Here is an 18,794-nt window from a genome sequence, read left to right as displayed (position 1 = left end):
TAATTTTTTTTCTTTTATATTGATATATTAAAAGCAATAACCTTAAAAAGTTATTGCTTTTTTAATTATTGCTGAATTTACTACATTAGCGGGCATTAATAAATAATTAACAAATTAACCTAGCTACAATATGGAAGCAATAATGATTTATATGCCTGCAGTGCTGGCAATAATCGGACTCATTTATATGTGGGTCAAAAGATCCTGGGTAATGAAACAGGATTCCGGAGACGGAAAGATGAAAGAAATTTCAGCTCACATCTATGAAGGCGCACTCGCCTTTCTGAAAGCAGAATATAAATTATTGACGCTCTTTGTGATTGGTGCCAGTATAGCCCTGGCCGCTATTGCTTATTTTGTTCCCACAACACATTACCTTATTATAGTAGCATTTATCTTTGGAGCCTTCTTTTCTGCTCTTGCAGGAAATATGGGGATGAAGATTGCAACCCAAACCAATGTAAGAACTACTCAGGCCGCAAGAACCAGTTTACCGAAAGCTTTAAATGTATCTTTTGGAGGGGGAACCGTGATGGGATTAGGAGTTGCAGGTCTCGCCGTACTGGGTCTCACAGGTTTCTTTATTCTTTTCTTTAATTATTTTATGGGAGGAGAATGGACCAATACTCAACAAATGACGATCGTGCTGGAAACGCTGGCAGGTTTTTCACTGGGTGCCGAATCTATCGCGTTGTTTGCTCGTGTAGGTGGTGGAATTTACACCAAAGCAGCAGACGTTGGAGCCGATCTGGTTGGAAAGGTGGAAGCCGGAATTCCTGAAGATGATCCTCGTAATCCTGCAACGATTGCAGATAACGTTGGTGATAATGTAGGTGATGTTGCCGGGATGGGAGCCGATCTTTTTGGTAGTTATGTAGCTACCGTACTTGCAGCAATGGTTCTAGGAAATTATATCATTGAAGATATGGGAGGTGATATCACTTCTGAAGGTTTTGGAGGAATAGGCCCGATTTTATTGCCAATGGCAATTGCCGGTGCCGGGATTATCATTTCCATAATAGGAACATTATTGGTTCGTATAAAATCTAACGATGCCAAAGAATCTGAAGTTCAAAAAGCACTGAATATTGGAAACTGGGTATCGATTATTCTGGTAGCCATTGCGAGTTATTTCTTAGTTACCTGGATGTTGCCGTCAGAATCTATGACCATGGGCTTCTTTGTAGGTGGGCAGGAAGGTTTTGAAATGAAATCTATTAGTTCCCTGAATGTTTTCTACGCTTCGTTAGTGGGAATTATAGTGGGTGGAGTAATTTCTGCGGTTACTGAATATTATACCGGATTAGGTAAAAAACCAGTAATGAGTATTGTCCAGAACTCAAGTACAGGAGCTGCTACCAATATTATTGCCGGTCTTTCAACCGGGATGATCTCTACATTCTTTTCAATTTTATTGTTCGCAACAGCAATCTGGGCTTCATATGCCTTTGCAGGCTTCTACGGGGTTGCTCTGGCAGCTTCAGCAATGATGGCTACTACAGCGATGCAACTCGCTATTGATGCCTTTGGACCCATCGCAGATAATGCCGGAGGTATTGCTGAAATGAGCGAATTGCCTTCAGAGGTTAGGGAAAGAACAGATATTCTGGATTCCGTAGGTAATACCACTGCTGCAACCGGGAAAGGTTTTGCGATCGCTTCCGCAGCATTAACATCTCTGGCGCTTTTTGCAGCTTATGTAACCTTTACTGGAATAGACGGCATCAATATCTTTAAAGCGCCAGTTCTGGCGATGCTTTTTGTTGGAGGTATGGTACCCGTTGTCTTCTCTGCCCTTGCCATGAGTTCCGTTGGAAAAGCAGCTATGCAAATGGTGAGAGAGGTTAGAAGGCAGTTTAAAGATATTCCGGGAATTATGGAAGGAACCGGAAAGCCTGAATACGATAAATGTGTGGCGATCTCTACGGAAGCGGCGCTAAAGGAAATGTTATTGCCTGGAGTAATCACTATTGGTTTCCCTATTCTTATAGCGTTTCTTCCAATGGCTTTTGGATATGAAAATGTACTGATCGCTGAAATGCTTGGTGGTTATATGGCCGGTGTAACGGTGAGCGGTGTCTTATGGGCTATATTTCAAAATAACGCCGGAGGTGCGTGGGATAATGCCAAAAAATCTTTTGAAGCTGGTGTGATGATCAATGGTGAAATGACCTATAAGGGGTCTGATGCTCATAAAGCGGCTGTAACCGGCGATACGGTAGGAGATCCTTTTAAAGATACTTCAGGCCCATCAATGAATATTCTGATAAAGCTAACTTGCCTGATTGGTCTTGTGATTGCGCCAATTCTTGGTGGCCATACGGAAGGGGAAATACCGAATCAGGAAGAAACTGCGACTGTTTATACTTCTGAAAATGATTCTAAGATTATTTCCAAAGAAGTGAAAATGGAAAAAACCACAGAAAATGATTTTGTAACAGCATATGTAGTAGTGACAAGATCAGATAATGGAGAGGAAGTTACAGAAACCTTTGAATTTGAAGGAAAAGAAACCGAGGTTAGAAGCAAGGTGGATGAGATTAGATAAATTATTAAGTACCTTTTAAAAACAAGAACCTCCGCTCAAAATGCGGAGGTTTTTTTATGCAATAGGAAATTTCATTACCCCTGTGTTGTTCATGTTGATAATGTTGTGTTTAATTTTATGTTTATGGGCCAACAGAAGTTCCCTCACGCATGCGTGATTAATTTTAGAAAGATATTTTCTGTATTTTTTATAACTTTTCCACTCTCTATTATGGATATCAGCATATTTATGACTCAGTTTATATTTCAGGTAAAACTGTGTCAATTCACATTTTTTCCTTTTATAGAATGAGAGTAGTTTTGGGTCTTTTATAGGTGAGATCTCTTTTTTTAGCTGTTCAATTTTATCTTCAATGTCCTTTAAAAATTCAAGTTTCTGATGATAGATTTTCTCATAAAAAAATTTCAATATCAAACGCTTCTCATTTCCTGCGATTATCTTATAAATATAGGCGCTTTTGTAATTTAGAATCCTCAGTTTTTCCAGTAATTCCACCGTCTTTTTCTTTTCAGAAATATTCATAACTCATCCTCCTTTTTGGAAAAAATATTAATCCATTATTTGAATCATTTTTCGACTTTTAAATTTATAATACCATTTCAAAATCCGGGAAATTTTTAACCTAATTAACTCATTTTTATCAAATAAACTGGATTTGCATTTCCATCTGAAATATGAGTAGCAGTAAAATCATATAAACCCGGGACTCTGTTTCTTAACAAAGTATTAATAAGCGTTTAACCTTGTTAAAACTAACCGTTAAACTCTGGTTAATCTGTTTTTTATAGTTCTATTTAAAGTGATGAAATCGTAATTTTAGATAAATCAAAAAAACATAATTATGGCTAAAGATCACGGACCACACATTAAAAACGACGAGCAGTACGAAAAATTAAGGGATCAGGGTGTAAGTAAGGAGAAAGCAGCTCGTATAGCTAATGATCCTAATTCAGGAAAAAAAGGTGGTAAAGCGGAAAAGTATGAGGAGCGAACTAAAGAGGAGCTATACCAAAAAGCTAAAGAAGTAGGTATTGACGGTAGAAGTGATATGTCTAAGGAGGAGTTGATTAACGCCTTAAGAAACCATTAAATGAGATCAATCTGGAATGGTTCTATAAGCTTTGGACTGGTTTCTATACCGGTAAAATTATATTCCGGATCGGAAGATCGGAAATTGGATCTGGATATGCTGGATAGACGGGATAACGGTAAGATTCGCTATAAAAGAGTGAATGAAGATACAGGCAAGGAGGTAGAATGGAAAGATATTGTAAAGGGATTTAAGAAAGATGAAGGCTATGTGATCCTGGAGAAAGAAGATTTTGAAAAAGCGAACCTCAAGAAAAGCAAAACTATAGATATCGAAGAATTTATAGAGGAGAGTGAAGTAGCCGATGTGCTATTTAAAAAACCCTATTTTCTTGAACCTCAAAAAGAAGGAGGGAAGTCATATAATCTTCTTCGGGATTCTCTCGAGGAAACTGGCAAGCTTGGTGTAGCTACTTTTGTAATGAGGCAAAAAGAGCACCTTAGTCTCATAGGTGTATATAAAAAGGTACTCGTCCTGCATGTAATAAGGTTTATGGATGAAATAAGAAACCCTTCAGAACTTAAGATGTCCAAGGCAACGGTAAAAAAGAAAGAGGTGGATATGGCAGTTTCCCTGATTGAACAATACACCACCGAATTCGATTTTAAGAAATATAAGGATGTTTATAATGACCAGTTAATGAAAATTATCGAATCTAAAGCTACTGGTGAAAAATCTGAGGTGAAAGAATTTAAAAGTGACCCAACCCCGGCTAAAGATCTAATGGCGCAATTGAAGGCCAGTCTGGACAAAAAGAAAAAAGGTAAAGCCTCATAGAAAATGAGCCTCGAGGACTATATTCAGAAAAGAGACTTTAAGAATACGCCGGAGCCTGTAGGCGAAATTTCTGAAGAAAATAAACGGAGATTTGTTATTCAGCGGCATCAGGCCAGCAGGTTGCATTATGACCTCAGACTGGAAATAGATGGGGTGCTCAAAAGTTGGGCAGTTCCCAAAGGTCCGTCGATGAATCCAAAAGATAAAAGACTGGCCATTCAAACCGAGGATCACCCGATAAAATATTTGACTTTTCAGGCCAGCATTCCTAAAGGGAATTATGGAGCAGGGGAAATGCAAATTTGGGATAAGGGGATTTTTGAGTCGGCCATTTCGAAAGATCTTTCAGAACAGGTTCATACAGGAAATCTTAAAATTAAATTCTTCGGAAAAAAGTTAAAAGGCGAGTTTGCTCTGGTAAAAACAAATCGGGGAGATAAGAAGAATCAATGGCTGCTTATTAAGAAAAAAGATCAAAACGCTACAGATCTTAATTATGACGCCGAAGATCTCCTGGAAAAAGAGGCTAAAATACCGGGGAAGGTAGTAAAGCTTGAATTCAGAGATGCGGTAAAACCAATGCTGGCTTCTACCACGAAAAAGATTTTCAACGATCCCAATTGGATCTATGAGCTAAAATGGGATGGCTACCGGATTATAGCCCATGTTAATGATGGAGAAGTCACTCTTCATTCCCGAAATGGTATTTCTTATAATACCAAATTTCCGAATCTGGTAGAGGACCTGGAAAATATTCCCCATGAAGCCATTCTGGATGGTGAGGTGGTAGTGGTAGATAAAAATGGTATTCCCGATTTTCAAAAATTACAGAATTATAGTCCGAAGACTAAAGGAACTCTGAAATTTTATGTTTTTGATATGCTCTACCTAAACGGACATAGTATGCTGGATTTAAAATTAATGGAACGCAAAAGCCTTATCCCGGAGGTGCTTGAAGAAACCAATATAGCTGTCTATTGTGATCATATAGAGGGAATGGGTACTTCTTTTTATCAGAAAGCCATCGATGCGGGCATGGAAGGAGTTATGGCTAAGAAAGCTGATTCCACCTATACTCCGGGCTATAGAACTGAAAAATGGTTGAAAGTTAAAGCAAATGAGAGCCTGGAGACTATCATCTGTGGATATACAGATTCTGAAGGAGCCTTATTTGGTTCTCTGATCCTGGGAATAGTAAAAGATACTGACTTTGAATATATAGGGAACTGTGGTACCGGTTTTTCAAATAAATCCCAGCAGGAATTACTGAAGAAGATGAAGGAGCTTGAAACTACTGCTATTCCCTTCAAAGATAAACCGAATTTAAAAGGAAGAAAAGCGAATTGGATCAAACCGGAGCTGGTATGCGAAGTTACTTTTTCGGAATGGACCTCAGCCGGCAGAATGAGACACCCTGTATATAAAGGTTTGCGAGAAGACAAGCCGACCAAAGAAATAAACACTGAATTACCTCAGGAATCTCGAAAGACAAAAACCACATCATCCAATAATAGTTTGGAAGTAAACGGAAAAGACGTAAAACTAACCAATCTAGACAAAATTTACTGGCCGGATTCTGGACTTCGGAAATATGACCTTATTGATTACTATATAAAAATTTCAGATTATATATTACCCTATCTTAAGGATAGACCTCAGAATTTACATAGGCATCCAAACGGAATCGATAAAAAAGGATTTTATCAGAAAGATAATGAGGGACTTTTAGAATCCTGGGTAGAAACAGAACAGATATACTCAAAATCTGCCGATAAACAGATAAAATATCTTCTTTGCCAGAATGAAGCGACGCTTTTATACATGGCCAATCTGGGTTGTATAGAAATAAATTCCTGGAATTCCCGCATCAATAATCTGGAAAACCCGGATTATTCAGTGATTGACTTAGATCCTTCAAATGAAAATACTTTTGATGAGGTTATAGAAGTAGCCCAGGTGGCACAGGAAATTTTGAATGAAGCCAAAATAAAAGCCTATTTAAAAACTTCAGGCTCCAGTGGGCTCCATATTTATCTTCCACTTCAAGCCGGTTATTCACATGAGGAAGCTCGTGATTTCACGAAATTGATCTGTTATTTTATACAGGAAAGAACGAAAGGCCTTACGAGCATGGAACGAGCTGTAAAGAATAGAAAAGGGAAGATCTATCTGGATTATTTACAAAACCGTCGCGGTCAAACCCTGGCTTCAGCATATTGCGTACGACCCAAACCGGGAGCCCCGGTTTCAACTCCCTTAGGGTGGAAAGAACTCAAGAAAGGAATTAAAATCACAGATTTTAATATTCAGAATATGCCAGAAAGATTAGAAAAAAACGGAGACATTTTTCAGCCAGTGCTTCTCGATAAAATTGATATGGAAGAAGCTTTATCTCACCTCAATGAATTATAAATATTAAATAATTTATAAAACTTCCTACTATTTACGCGGCTTTTGAGAATATAACCTAAATTGAAAAAAACTACCAGCCTTAATGCGTAAACGTTTCAAGAAAGTTTTAGGCAGATACAAAAATCTGGATCAGGTTTATGTGTTGCCTTATAGAAGTTATGGTACTTATTCTCACTTATATATTAAAGGTCGTGTTCTGGATAACGAACCACTTCATATTGTCAAAGACCAGTCTATATGGAAGACGATAAAAAATACCTGGAAACAGTTTGATAGTTTTGAGATCCCGGATGCGGAGATGCAATTAATCCTTAGGGATAAAGTAAACCTAACAGGAAAAACAGATGATGAAGGCTACTTTCTCTTCGACAAAACAATTGATGAAAACCTGGCTGAACATGCAGATAAAGAAGGCTGGCTGGAATTTGAAGTTTATTATAAAAATGAACTTGCACCAAAAACCGAATTAATAGACAATCCTGCTATAGGCGAATTTCTCGTTCCACATGTAGATGCTGAATATGGGGTGATTAGCGACATTGATGATACGATCTTACAAACGGGGGTCACTTCGTTCTTAAAACTTCGCCTGTTAAAAAATTCGTTGCTTACCAATGCTTACGCCAGGATTCCGTTTAAAGGTGCGCCAGATCTATATCAAAAACTACATAAGGGACAATCTGGAGAATCGAAGAATCCTATATTTTATTTGAGCAATAGCCCCTGGAATTTATACGAATATTTAAAATTATTTCTGGATCATAATAGGTTTCCTAAAGGCCCCATATTACTCAGAGATTTCGTCACTCCTTTTGATAGAACCTTAAAACCCGAAAAGCCACATAAACAAAAAGAGATTACTAACATCCTTGAAACCTATCCTGATATGAAATTTATCCTCATAGGCGATAGCGGGGAACATGATGCCAGTATTTATACAGATATCGCTGCTCAGTACTCAGACAGGATACTGGCGATTTATCTTCGTAGCGTAAAGCACAAGAAACAAATGCAGCGGGTTAGGAGTTTGATTGATAATTTTGATACGGTGCCTGTTTTACTTGCGGAAAATTCAAATGAAGCTGAAAAGCATGCCAGGGAGAATGGGTTTATTCAGTAACGAGATCCAATAAAAAAATCGGTAAGCTTAATTTAGCATACCGATTTCTATTATTCTTCTAAAGTCTAATTTAACTAGGATCTATACTGGTTCCAACAGCTGCACGCTGACTATTAGGCGCTTTTCTGGGCATTGTTCTAAAGATCTGGTCCCATAGAGGAGAAGAGACTCCAAAAGCCCTGTCTGGCTCTCTGTAATGGTGTATACTATGATGATGCCATAATATTTTTAGAAAATTATCAGGAACTTTAAAGGCATGTACAGAATAATGAACTGCGAGATAGGCAGCGTATCCAATTAAGAAACCTGCTAAAAATCCGAAGACATAATCTCCTAATACGGCACGATAGATTATAAACAACACCGTTGCTATAATTAAGCTTAACAGTGGTGGCATGGCCAGTCTTGACTTATCTTTTGGATAATCATGATGAACCCCATGCATGGTATAAGAAATTTTCTGTTTTCTGGGTGTGGTTGCAGGGATGTGGTATAAATATCTATGCATCACGTACTCTATAAAAGTGAAAAAGAAAAGTCCGGCAAGAAATAAACCAATCATTGCTGGAGCTTCAAAACCTTTTTCAATAACACCATAGTAAACTAAAGCGGCAGATATAACCCCGAAAATGATAAGAGGAAGTGATATATGCGTATGTGTTAGTTTTTCAAGTATAGGGTTGTCAAACAACTTAGGAGAACCCTTATGTTTTGGTCTTTTTAATTTTGTCGATTCCATATTCATTTCATTTTAAAAAAGTCCGTGTAACTGTCCATCAATACGGTTAATAATATCTCCAAGATCTTCTGGATTGTCTACAAAGTTAATATTATCTACGTCAATAATTAGCAAATTTCCTTTATCATAATTATGTACCCATGCTTCATAACGCTCATTCAATCTACTTAAATAATCGATAGATATACTGTTCTCATAATCTCTTCCCCGGCTATGTATCTGTGCAACAAGATTTGGGATGCTGCTTCTCAGGTAAATAAGAAGATCTGGCCCCTGTACTACGCTTTCCATTAGATCAAACAAAGATTTATAATTTTCGAAATCCCTGTTGGTCATCAGGCCCATCGCATGTAAATTGGGCGCAAAAATATAAGCATCTTCATAGATTGTTCTATCCTGAATGATCTTTTTTCCACTTTCTCTAATTTGCAAAATCTGTCTAAACCTACTGTTTAAAAAATAGATTTGCAGATTAAACGACCAGCGTTCCATTTTGTTGTAGAAATCCTCGAGATATGGGTTTTCCAGTACGTCTTCAAACTGTGGTTCCCATTTATAATGTTTTGCGAGTAATCTGGTTAAAGTGGTCTTTCCTGCACCAATGTTTCCGGCGATGGCTACATGCATAATTTGATTTCTTAGGCTGAATTAAGGACTGTAAATATAAAATAATTGATTTAATAAGGGGGCAATAGAAGACAGACTGCGCACATTTTTTTAGGATGCTTAACAATTGGCAGTTAAAAAATATTAATTAATTGAATTAGAAGTTTATATAAATCTATTTTCATTGAAAATCAATGACTATGAAAAATACAATTTTAATTTTAAGTCTTATTTTTGGGTTTACTTCTTGTTCGCAAAATGATCCTCCTGAAAACTTAAGCACTGCAAATGCTAAATCTGAGAATATCGAGAATTATGGGTACCCGGTAGGTACAGGAATTGCTGATAGCGAAGTCGCTGCAGCCGGAGCCTATAATCAATTAAAGCAAAATCTGAATAAAAATGATGCTATTGGTATCGTCGCAGAAGTTGATCACTCAAAAAACGCGAACTCTGTTGGGAAAAAGTTAGATTATACTAAAATCATCTTTTTTGGAAACCCTAAGCTGGGAACCCCATTGATGCAGAAAAATCAGCTGGCAGGACTAGATTTGCCTCAAAAAGTTCTGTTCTATAGAGATGAGAATAAAAATAATATAGCATTATATAACAGTGTAGATTATTTAAGTTCTCGTCATGATCTTGAAGGCGTGCCAACTTTAAGTAAAATATCCGGAGCCCTGGAAAATCTTGTTTCTGCGGCAACAAAGTCAGAGATTAAGTACGCTGCTCATCAGGAAGTAAGTTCTGGCGAAGGAATTATCACTAAAACCAGTTCCAAAAGTTTTGATGAAACTTATAATAGTTTAAGAAATGCCTTAAGCACTAATGAGAATATTTCAATAGTTGCAGAGCTGGATCATAAAGCCAACGCAGCAAGTGTAGGCCTTGATTTGAATCCAACTAAAATCATCATTTTTGGAAACCCAAATTTAGGAACCCCTTTATTGCAAAAAGAACAAAGTATTGGGCTGGATTTACCTCAGAAAATGCTGGTTTGGGAAAATGAAGAAGGAGAAGTCTTTGTTTCGTATAATGATCCATATTTTATTGCGGAAAGACATTATATTGAGGGGTCGCAGGAAATACTTGAAACCATCAGTTCTGCTTTGAACAATCTGTCTGATACTGCTATTTCCAATTAAAAAATATCTTGAAGACAGGTAGCACATCGTGCGTGGGTCCATATACAATCCACAAAATCTGTGAACATATGAAAGAATAATCCGATACATATTAATCGGATTATTTTTTGCTTTATAAAAATCATCCCCAAAACGTAAGCGGTAATGGCAAGTTCAGAATGTAACGGATGAAATCCAATTCCGCAGCGTTCCGGGTCAAATACAGGATCTGCAAGTAGGTGATCCAGATCAACCAGCATGGTAGCTGCAAGAATTAACCAGTATTTAAGCCAGTTATTCTTATCATAGAAATAAGCGATGGCTCCAATGACTAAAAAATGAAGGGAATAATGTACTATTTGCTGGGTCACTTCTAATTATTTGGAACTTTCAGATTCTTCTGAATTATCATCTCTAAGCAGATCATTTAATCTTCTTTCTAATGCAATATATCTGGAAATTCCTACTAGAAGAAAAAGAATGCAGATAAATAATGATAGGTATCCAACCCACATCAGGCTTATTCCCTGGTATTCCTTAATTTGAAGTAAAGCCAGACCGCTAATTAGCAAATAAATTGAAGCTCTGATATAGGAGAGCAAAGTGCGTTCATTAGCAAGTTTTGTTCGCTCCAGGGCAAGATGTTCCCGAAGGAGTTTCTCGTCAATGATTCTTGTTTTAAACGGATTGTGGAGTTTTACTCTTCTCATAATCAAAAAGGAAAAAATATTGGAATTACAAAGGATGCTGCGATCCAGATGATAAAGTTAAGCGGTGTACCGAACTTTAAAAAATCTCTGAACTTATAATTTCCCGGTGCATAGACCATGGTATTTACAGGATAACTTACCGGAGTCATAAAAGTTAGGGAGCACGCGAACATGACCCCGATTAAAAAAGGTTTTTCACTTACCTGCATGGCCGCAGCAAGACTTATTACAATGGGTGTCATCAAAGCGGCCGCAGCTTTGCTGGAAAGTACATTAGTAGATAAAAATGTGAAAAGAAAAATGAGACTAAGCGTCCATCTTGGATCCAGTGAGCCTAATGATTCATAGATATGTTGAGAAATAATATCAGATCCACCAGTTTTCTCCAGGGCTTTTCCCATAGAAAGTACTCCTGCGATCATAAAGATTACTTTCCATTCTATGGCTTCGTATGCTTCCTGAGGTTTCAAGATAGTAAGCGTTACCAATAGAAGACTTCCAACCATGGCACTTATAAGAATGGAAGTTAGATTAAATGCTGCGGCACTAACAACACCAATCACGATTAGAAGAGCCGGGATGGCTTTTTTATAATCTACTTTTTTTCCCTGATATTCAGAAAGTGTGACAATTAATTTTTCTGAAGCCAGTAAAGAGATCGCTTTTTCTGATGCGAATAGCAACATCATATCGCCTTCTTTCAATACCACGTGAGAAACATCTTCGGTAATGGTTTCCTTACGATGCCTGATTGCAATTACCGAAGCGTAATAGGTGCTTCTAAAATTAAGTTGTTTTATAGATCTTCCTGCAAGTTCAGACCCGTAAGGTATCATGACCTCATAGATTTTCTTCTCTTCGCTTGGAGAGGTATTTTTAGGATTTATTTGATCATCTGGTTCTACAGCTTTAACATTCTCTTTGTCGCCAATTACCTTTAGACCTTTTCTAAGCTTAAGTTTTGAGAGATTTACCGGGTCTACAAGTATTCTAATAAGATCATTTTCTCTCAATACAGTCTCACCGTTGATTTCATACACCCGATAATGTTTTCTCTTGATCCTAAGTATTTGAACTTTAAAATCATTTACCAGTTTTGATGCTGCTATAGAAATATCTACATCATCGCTAGTACCAAGAAGTTCAATTTCAGCCATATATTTTTCCGCCTGTTTTTTAAGACCTGCTTCTTCCGGGGTATCTCTTTTAGGTAGAAGTATGGGGCCTACAATAAAAATATACGCCATTCCAATAGAAAGTAAACATAGGGCTGCAAGAGAGAATTCAAACATTCCAAAAGCTTCCGACCCTAGTTTTTCAGCATAACTGCTTACCAGGATGTTAGTAGAAGTTCCTATAAGGGTACAGGTGCCGCCAAATAATGCTGAAAAGGAAATAGGAATAAGTAATCTCGCGGGACTTATACTGGCTTCTCTACATACAAGCAATGCTACAGGAATTAAAATAGCCACTACTGCTGAATCATTGATAAATGCTGAAAGTACCGCCGAAGTAATACACAGGGAAACCAGCGCAAAGAAATAATTGATCCTTGCAATTTTAATAAGCTTTGTACTTAAGCCATCAATAAGTCCAGATTTGAAAACCGCGGCGCTTACTACAAACATACAGCCAAGCGTGATCGTCGCCGGGTGATTAAAACCAGAAAATCCTTCTTCGGGGCTTAACACCCCTGAGACGATAAATAACGCCATGATGATAATGGAAGTGGTATCTATCGAGAAATAATCGCGCACAAAGAGAATGATCCCTATGATAATTATCGCAACTGTTAGATACAATTCCATACCTTTTGGTATTATCGCATGTTATATATTAATTTCCCGTTCCATGGCAAACACAATTAGGTCTGGTAAAACTTTGCGTGCTTTCATGCCATTGAAAAGCTGAATTATATTTGTTGTTTTCCCAGTAAAAATTGGTTCGTTCTTCAGGCTCATTTCCAATTTGATGCATGGTTGTAGCGTCAAATAATCGCCCGTTTACCATCGTATAGATCACAGACTCAGAATTTCTAATGTCCTCTAGCGGATTTTTATCCAGTACAATAAGGTCTGCCAGTTTTCCTTTTTCCAGTGAACCGATCTCCTTATCCATCCCTATATACTCAGCTCCGTTAATGGTTGCTGCCTGTAAAGCTTCCATATTGGTCATCCCGCCCATTTGAAGCAACCATAATTCCCAGTGAGCACCTAGTCCCTGTAATTGTCCATGTGCGCCAAGATTTACTTTCACGCCTTCGTCTGAAAGTGCTTTGGCCGTTTCTGAAACTAAAATAGGTCCGTTTTCATATTCTTCTTCCGGTAACTTGGTTCTATGTCGCGATCTTGAATCTACCAGTTCCCGTGGAGTAAAAGTTAAAAGTCGTTCATTCTCCCAGACATTGGTTTTATCATAGAAAATATATTCTCCATTTATTCCGCCATAATTAACAATAAGCGTAGGGGTATAGCCGGTATTCGAAGCTCCCCATAAGCTTAGAACATCTTTATAAACCGGAGCCACAGGAATGTTATGTTCAATTCCGGTGTGACCGTCGACGATCATATTCATATTGTGAAAGAAGGTAGACCCGCCTTCAGGAACTACATTCATATTTAACTCTTTTGCTGCTAAAAGAACCTGTTGTCTTTGTTCCCGTCTGGGCTGATTATAACTTTTTACTGAAGTGGCTCCAAAAGCCTTGGTTCTTTGTAAAGCAGAACGTGCATCATCGATGCTATTGATTTCCGCTTTAAAATCCCCGTCAGCCCCGTAAAGAATAATTCCTGTAGAATATAATCTTGGGCCTACCATATCGCCACTTTTGATCAGTTCAGCAATTCCAAAAACGGTTTCACTTAAAGCGGAAGGATCATGTGCGGTGGTCACGCCAAATGCTAAGTTTGCATAAGATGGCCAGTGTTTTTTGGGAGTAAGTCCGTATCTAAAAGCTCCAATATGAGCATGAGCATCTACAATACCCGGCATGATCGTTTTTCCCTGAACATCATAAGTTTTAGCCGAAGAAGGAATATTCACTTCATCATTTTCTCCAATAGCCTCAATTTTATTGCCTTTTATCAGAATACTTCCGTTTTCAATCACTCTATCACCAGCCATAGTGATAATTCGTGCGTTAGTAAAGGCGACCATACCTTCAGGGACGTCTGTCTTGATTTCAAGACCAACTTTGATCCCTTTTTCGGTAACTGCGGGAATAGAATCTGGAGAATTCTTTAAGAACGTAAATCTCTTTTCAAGTTCATTTGTAAAATATTCATCGCCCAGTGTCCAGTGAATTTTCTCACTATTATTAGACCAGTGTAAATTAATTCCGGCATCTTTTGTTATTTGGGTTACAGGTAATGTTTTTGAATCTGGAGTAAGATCTATTGCCTGGCCAGTCAAGGCAAAAGGCGCTACATATGCTTTATGTAAATTGCTGAATAGGATCCATTTATTATCAGGACTAGGCAGAATTCTATTGGCATATTTTGAATTAATATGCGTTCTTTCATCTTTCCCATTCAGATCAACACTTTTAAGACTTTTAGTGATATCTCCGAAGAAATATCCGCCTGTCTGAAAGAAAATACGGGAATTATCCACATTAAAAACAGGGAAAATTCCTTCTTTAACCAGTTTTTTTACATTTTCTCCGGAAGCATTCATCGTGTAAATTCCCGGTTCTTTGGTAAAGGTCTGTCCCAGATCGCTGTTACCAGACTCTTTTGAAAAAACGATCATTTTCCCATCATTAGAATAAGAAGGATTTCTATAAATTCCTTTTTCTGAAGTAATCGTTTTTGAAGAGCCCCCAGACAAAGAAACACTTTTAATGGCACCAAGATTCTGGTCATCCCAGGTTACATAAATAATATGATTTCCATCTGGTGAAAAACTCGGTTCAAATTCAAAATCTTCTGAATTGGTGATTCGTTGAGGTTTTCCATTCGGCAGCGATTTTTTCCATAGAAAACCAACAGCGTTGAAAACCAGAGTTTTTCCGTTTGGAGAAGTAACAGCATGGCGAATTACTTTTGGATTAAATTTTTCCGAAAATACTTGATGATCGGTTTGTAAAGTTTCAGCGATTTCGATATTATTATTTACCTGAAATGGAATCTCAGAGACTTCATAACTGTCAATATCTACCTTATTTATTTTTCCATTCGCCCAGAAAACCAGTTCCTTGTTATTCGGCATCCAGCTAAAATTTGGATATACCCCAAAGATTGCCCAGGCTTCCTGCTGATCTTTGCTTAGCTTATCAAACACAGGCCACTCTTCCCCGGTTTCAAGATCATGAATAAATAATACAGATTTGGTCCTGATTCGTTTTACAAATGCAAGTTTTTTTCCGTCGGGAGAAACTTCAGGCCGGGCTGCGCCACCTGGCCCTCCAGTAATGGTAATAGTTTCACCGGTTTCGAAATCATATCGTTTAATTACATATATCTGCTTATTGGGATCTTTGTTATATTGAAAATTTCCACCAGGATACATATCCTCACTGTAAAAAAGATATTTGCCATCTGCGGTAATACTCGGCTCATTTACATCCTGCTGATCGTTCTTACGTTCAGTAATTTGCAAACCTTCTTTTGCGGCAATATGATATTGCCACATTTCTCCCGCCCCCAGAGACCGTCCTGAAGTAAAGTGTTTTCTGGCTATCAATGAATTTCCATCAGGAGTCCACACCGCGTTATTCAGTAATCTGAATTTTTCTTCCGTGATCTGTTTGGCATTTTTGCCATTGGTGTCCATTACCCAAATATTATCTCCACCACCTGCATCACTGGTGAATGATATTTTCGAGCCATCAGGGCTAAATCTGGGTTGAACTTCGTACGGAATTCCTGTTCTTAGAATCGTGGCCTTACCTCCTGAAATAGGCATTTTATATATGTCTCCCAAAAGATCAAAAACCAGTGTTTTCCCATCGGGACTTACATCAAGGTTCATCCATGTTCCCTCAGTAGTATTAAGCGTCATCGTTTTGAAATTCCAGTCTTCAGGATAGGGATTGGCAACCTCCCATTTTTCATCCTTCTTCTCATCTTTCTTCTGAGCTGATGAAAAATTGAAACTGGTAATAATAAATAAAAGGATCGTAGCCTTTAAGTATTGATGCATGATTGAGTAGTTTATAGTACTTAAATATACAGCAACTTTCTATGTGATGAAAGACAGCCTATTATTAATTTGCAAAACTACTCCCGGAGTTTTAAAATGGAAGTTTGCTTAGATCTACATTTCCACCAGAAATTATTATTCCAATATTTTTATTCCTGAATCGATGCTTTTCTTTTATTAATGCTGCAAGCGGAACAGCACTGGAGGCTTCTACTACGATCTTCATTCGTTCCCAGATCAATCTAAGTGCAGCTTTGATTTCTTCTTCAGAAACTCTAATGATTTCATCTACATTTTCAAGAATAATGGGAAAGTTTTGATCGCCTAATTGAGTTTTTAAACCATCGGCAATGGTATTTGCAGTATCATTAGTTTCAATCTTACCGCTTTGTAAAGAGCGCCAGGCATCATCGGCTTCCATAGGTTCACCGCCAATACATTTACAGTTATTCCCAAAATGCTTGACGGCGAGTGCGGTGCCAGCTATAAGTCCGCCACCTCCAACAGGACATATAATATAATCCAGATCTGGATGATCCTGAAGCAATTCTAGTGCTGCGGTTCCCTGGCCCAGGATTACATCCAGGTCATTAGATGGATGTAAAAAAGTAGCTCCTGTCTCTTCCTGTATTTTATTTGCAGTCTCTTCACGATCTTTTAAAGTAGAGGGGCACTCTGTTATTTCTCCGTTATAGTTTCTAACTGCCGCTTTTTTTACTTCAGGAGCAGAATCTGGCATGACGATGTAGGCTGGAACATTTAAACTTTTAGCGGCAAGTGAAAGTGCCTGGGCGAAATTCCCGGAAGAATGAGTCACCACTCCCTTCGCTTTTTTTTCTTCGGAAAGATTTAAGATCGCGTTGGTAGCGCCTCGCATTTTAAAAGCTCCCATCTTTTGAAAGTTCTCACACTTAAACCACAGATCTGCCTCAACTATTTTATTAATAAGTGTGGAACTTAATACAGGGGTGCGATGGATGTGCGGTTCAATTCTTTTTAAAACAGCTTCTAAATGAGATTTTTTTATTTCCAAAATTTGTGGATTTGGTGTGAAAATAAAGAACCTGTCTCAAAATTCAGCTTGAAAATAGATCCCTTTTGAGACAGATTTCTATTTATTTTTTATTCATCTATAGGAATAGCAAGCATGGGGATTTCAGCTTTTTTAATTAGCTCCATAGATACGCTCTCCTGCAATAAATTGTGTAAAAAACTATGTTTATGTGTTCCTACAATCAGTAGGTCAATATTCAGGTTTTGAGCTTCACTCATAACGGTTTCCACGGTTGACCCCTGAATTAATAAAGCATCTACTTTCACATCTTCACTTAAGAAATTTTTACAGATTTCCTGGAGATTACGATGTTCTTCGCGATACTCTTCAGCTTTAATATCTCTTATGTACTGAGGGCCAGGTTCATAGCCAATAAAATCGGGTTCTGGTTCGGCAACATGCAATACCCATACTTTCGATCCAAATTTTTGAGCCAGACTATCAGCATAAACCATAAGTTCCCCAATGCTGTCATTAAAATCTACAGCTACCATGATATTCTTAAAAGTATCCATCTGTAAAAAATTTAATTATTAATACCCTTTATCTAATTCGACCCTGTTTTTAAGAGGTTCTTCTTCTTTCATTCTTTCGTAATTATCTACAACTTGGGGTACCACAGATTCAGGTTTTGTCACACTGGCAATATGGGGGGTGATGTTTATCCTGGAATGCTCCCAGAATGGATGTTCTTCTGGTAATGGTTCTTCTCTAAAAACATCTAATGAAGCTCCGGCAAGATGGCCGTTACCTATCATCTCAATAAGGTCGTGTTCCACCAGATGTTCACCTCTGGCGACATTTATTACATAGGCACCTTCCGGTAGCATATCAAATAGGTCTGCATTCAATATATTTTCAGTGTCTTCTGTTAAAGGTAATAAACATATCAGAATTTCAGAATTTTCTAGAAACTCTTCAAGCTGTTCTCTTCCATGAAAACTTGTTATATTATCGCAGTTTTTCTCGGTTCGAGACCATCCATAAACCTTGAAAAAATTCTTGTGAAGTTTTTCTGCAACCGCATTACCAAGGACACCAAGCCCCATAATCCCGACTTTGGTATTCTGAGGTCTTTTATACTGAAATTTATCCCACTGTTTTTCTTTCTGGCATTTTACATAATGATGTAAGCCTCTTATATGGTTCATTACCTGGCTTAATACAAAATCCCCCATGTCTTCTGTGAGAGTATCATCTATTACCTTAGTGATCTTAACGCCTTCCGGTAAAGCATTGTCGCTCAAAATATGATCTACTCCTGCACCCATACTTGCAATAACCTTGAGGTTTGGATAATTTTTAAATAATCCTCTTGGATGATTCCATGTTAAAGCGAATTCTACCTCTTCGTTATCATGATCTTCAGGATATACATAAATATTCATCCCCGGATGCTGGTTCTCTAAAGCTTTTACCCAATTCTCCGGATCTCTTCCCGGACATACAATCAAAACTGACATAATTTCTCT

At 37.8% G+C, this 18,794-nt stretch carries 16 protein-coding genes; 6 read left to right on the top strand and 10 right to left on the bottom strand.

Annotated features, from left to right (window positions below):
* The first annotated feature begins 130 nt into the window (after positions 1 to 130).
* Positions 131 to 2,548 carry a sodium-translocating pyrophosphatase gene (locus BLT95_RS07480; RefSeq protein WP_089665483.1) on the top strand — a complete coding sequence of 806 codons (2,418 nt, stop codon included), beginning with the start codon at positions 131 to 133 and terminating at the stop codon, positions 2,546 to 2,548.
* A 54-nt stretch (positions 2,549 to 2,602) separates the two neighbouring features.
* Here the strand turns inward: BLT95_RS07480 and BLT95_RS07475 are convergent, their stop codons facing one another.
* Positions 2,603 to 3,070, bottom strand: a complete 468-nt coding sequence (locus tag BLT95_RS07475) for a hypothetical protein (RefSeq protein WP_089665482.1) — start codon at positions 3,068 to 3,070, stop codon at positions 2,603 to 2,605.
* Positions 3,071 to 3,389: 319 nt separating this feature from the next.
* On the opposite strand from BLT95_RS07475, the gene BLT95_RS07470 reads away from it, so the two are divergent.
* The 4 genes from BLT95_RS07470 to BLT95_RS07455 all read left to right on the top strand — a co-directional run bounded on the left by BLT95_RS07470 (position 3,390) and on the right by BLT95_RS07455 (position 7,947).
* Positions 3,390 to 3,638 (top strand): Rho termination factor N-terminal domain-containing protein, encoded by a 249-nt coding sequence (locus tag BLT95_RS07470; RefSeq protein ID WP_089665481.1) that lies wholly within the window; start codon positions 3,390 to 3,392, stop codon positions 3,636 to 3,638.
* Positions 3,639 to 4,415 carry a Ku protein gene (locus BLT95_RS07465; protein ID WP_089665480.1) on the top strand — a complete coding sequence of 259 codons (777 nt, stop codon included), beginning with the start codon at positions 3,639 to 3,641 and terminating at the stop codon, positions 4,413 to 4,415.
* Positions 4,416 to 4,418: 3 nt separating this feature from the next.
* Entirely contained in the window at positions 4,419 to 6,827 is a 2,409-nt protein-coding gene (gene ligD / locus BLT95_RS07460) for a DNA ligase D (RefSeq protein ID WP_089665479.1), read from the top strand.
* 82 nt (positions 6,828 to 6,909) lie between these two features.
* Positions 6,910 to 7,947 (top strand): phosphatase domain-containing protein, encoded by a 1,038-nt coding sequence (locus tag BLT95_RS07455; protein ID WP_089665478.1) that lies wholly within the window; start codon positions 6,910 to 6,912, stop codon positions 7,945 to 7,947.
* Between the two features lie 70 nt (positions 7,948 to 8,017).
* Here BLT95_RS07455 and BLT95_RS07450 read toward each other — a convergent pair whose 3' ends face one another.
* Positions 8,018 to 8,686 carry a sterol desaturase family protein gene (locus tag BLT95_RS07450; protein WP_231896342.1) on the bottom strand — a complete coding sequence of 223 codons (669 nt, stop codon included), beginning with the start codon at positions 8,684 to 8,686 and terminating at the stop codon, positions 8,018 to 8,020.
* A gap of 12 nt (positions 8,687 to 8,698) precedes the next feature.
* On the bottom strand, positions 8,699 to 9,313 hold the full coding sequence (locus BLT95_RS07445) for a deoxynucleoside kinase (RefSeq protein ID WP_089665476.1): 615 nt from the start codon (positions 9,311 to 9,313) through the stop codon (positions 8,699 to 8,701).
* A gap of 179 nt (positions 9,314 to 9,492) precedes the next feature.
* Here BLT95_RS07445 and BLT95_RS07440 point away from each other — a divergent pair, with 179 nt between their 5' ends.
* Positions 9,493 to 10,437 (top strand): DUF302 domain-containing protein, encoded by a 945-nt coding sequence (locus BLT95_RS07440; RefSeq protein ID WP_089665475.1) that lies wholly within the window; start codon positions 9,493 to 9,495, stop codon positions 10,435 to 10,437.
* Here BLT95_RS07440 and BLT95_RS07435 read toward each other — a convergent pair.
* The 7 genes from BLT95_RS07435 to BLT95_RS07405 all read right to left on the bottom strand — a co-directional run bounded on the left by BLT95_RS07435 (position 10,434) and on the right by BLT95_RS07405 (position 18,785).
* Complete coding sequence (locus tag BLT95_RS07435; RefSeq protein WP_089665474.1) at positions 10,434 to 10,787, bottom strand: DUF6122 family protein; 354 nt, start codon at positions 10,785 to 10,787, stop codon at positions 10,434 to 10,436. The genes BLT95_RS07440 and BLT95_RS07435 overlap by 4 nt on opposite strands.
* Before the next feature lie 6 nt (positions 10,788 to 10,793).
* Positions 10,794 to 11,126 (bottom strand): DUF202 domain-containing protein, encoded by a 333-nt coding sequence (locus tag BLT95_RS07430; RefSeq protein WP_089665473.1) that lies wholly within the window; start codon positions 11,124 to 11,126, stop codon positions 10,794 to 10,796.
* Positions 11,127 to 11,128: 2 nt separating this feature from the next.
* Positions 11,129 to 12,934 carry an SLC13 family permease gene (locus BLT95_RS07425; protein WP_089665472.1) on the bottom strand — a complete coding sequence of 602 codons (1,806 nt, stop codon included), beginning with the start codon at positions 12,932 to 12,934 and terminating at the stop codon, positions 11,129 to 11,131.
* 28 nt (positions 12,935 to 12,962) lie between these two features.
* Positions 12,963 to 16,268: an amidohydrolase family protein gene (locus BLT95_RS07420; RefSeq protein ID WP_089665471.1), complete on the bottom strand. Its 3,306-nt coding sequence runs from the start codon at positions 16,266 to 16,268 to the stop codon at positions 12,963 to 12,965.
* Between the two features lie 91 nt (positions 16,269 to 16,359).
* Positions 16,360 to 17,295 carry a threonine/serine dehydratase gene (locus BLT95_RS07415; protein ID WP_089666874.1) on the bottom strand — a complete coding sequence of 312 codons (936 nt, stop codon included), beginning with the start codon at positions 17,293 to 17,295 and terminating at the stop codon, positions 16,360 to 16,362.
* A gap of 95 nt (positions 17,296 to 17,390) precedes the next feature.
* Positions 17,391 to 17,837, bottom strand: a complete 447-nt coding sequence (locus BLT95_RS07410; RefSeq protein WP_089665470.1) for a universal stress protein — start codon at positions 17,835 to 17,837, stop codon at positions 17,391 to 17,393.
* An 18-nt stretch (positions 17,838 to 17,855) separates the two neighbouring features.
* Positions 17,856 to 18,785 carry a glyoxylate/hydroxypyruvate reductase A gene (locus tag BLT95_RS07405; protein ID WP_089665469.1) on the bottom strand — a complete coding sequence of 310 codons (930 nt, stop codon included), beginning with the start codon at positions 18,783 to 18,785 and terminating at the stop codon, positions 17,856 to 17,858.
* Between the last annotated feature and the right edge of the window lie 9 nt (positions 18,786 to 18,794).

Source organism: Gramella sp. MAR_2010_147 (assembly GCF_900105135.1).
Classification (GTDB): Bacteria; Bacteroidota; Bacteroidia; order Flavobacteriales; family Flavobacteriaceae; genus Christiangramia.
Note: the sequence above shows the minus strand (reverse complement) of the source record. Positions and strands in the feature narration are given on the sequence as shown.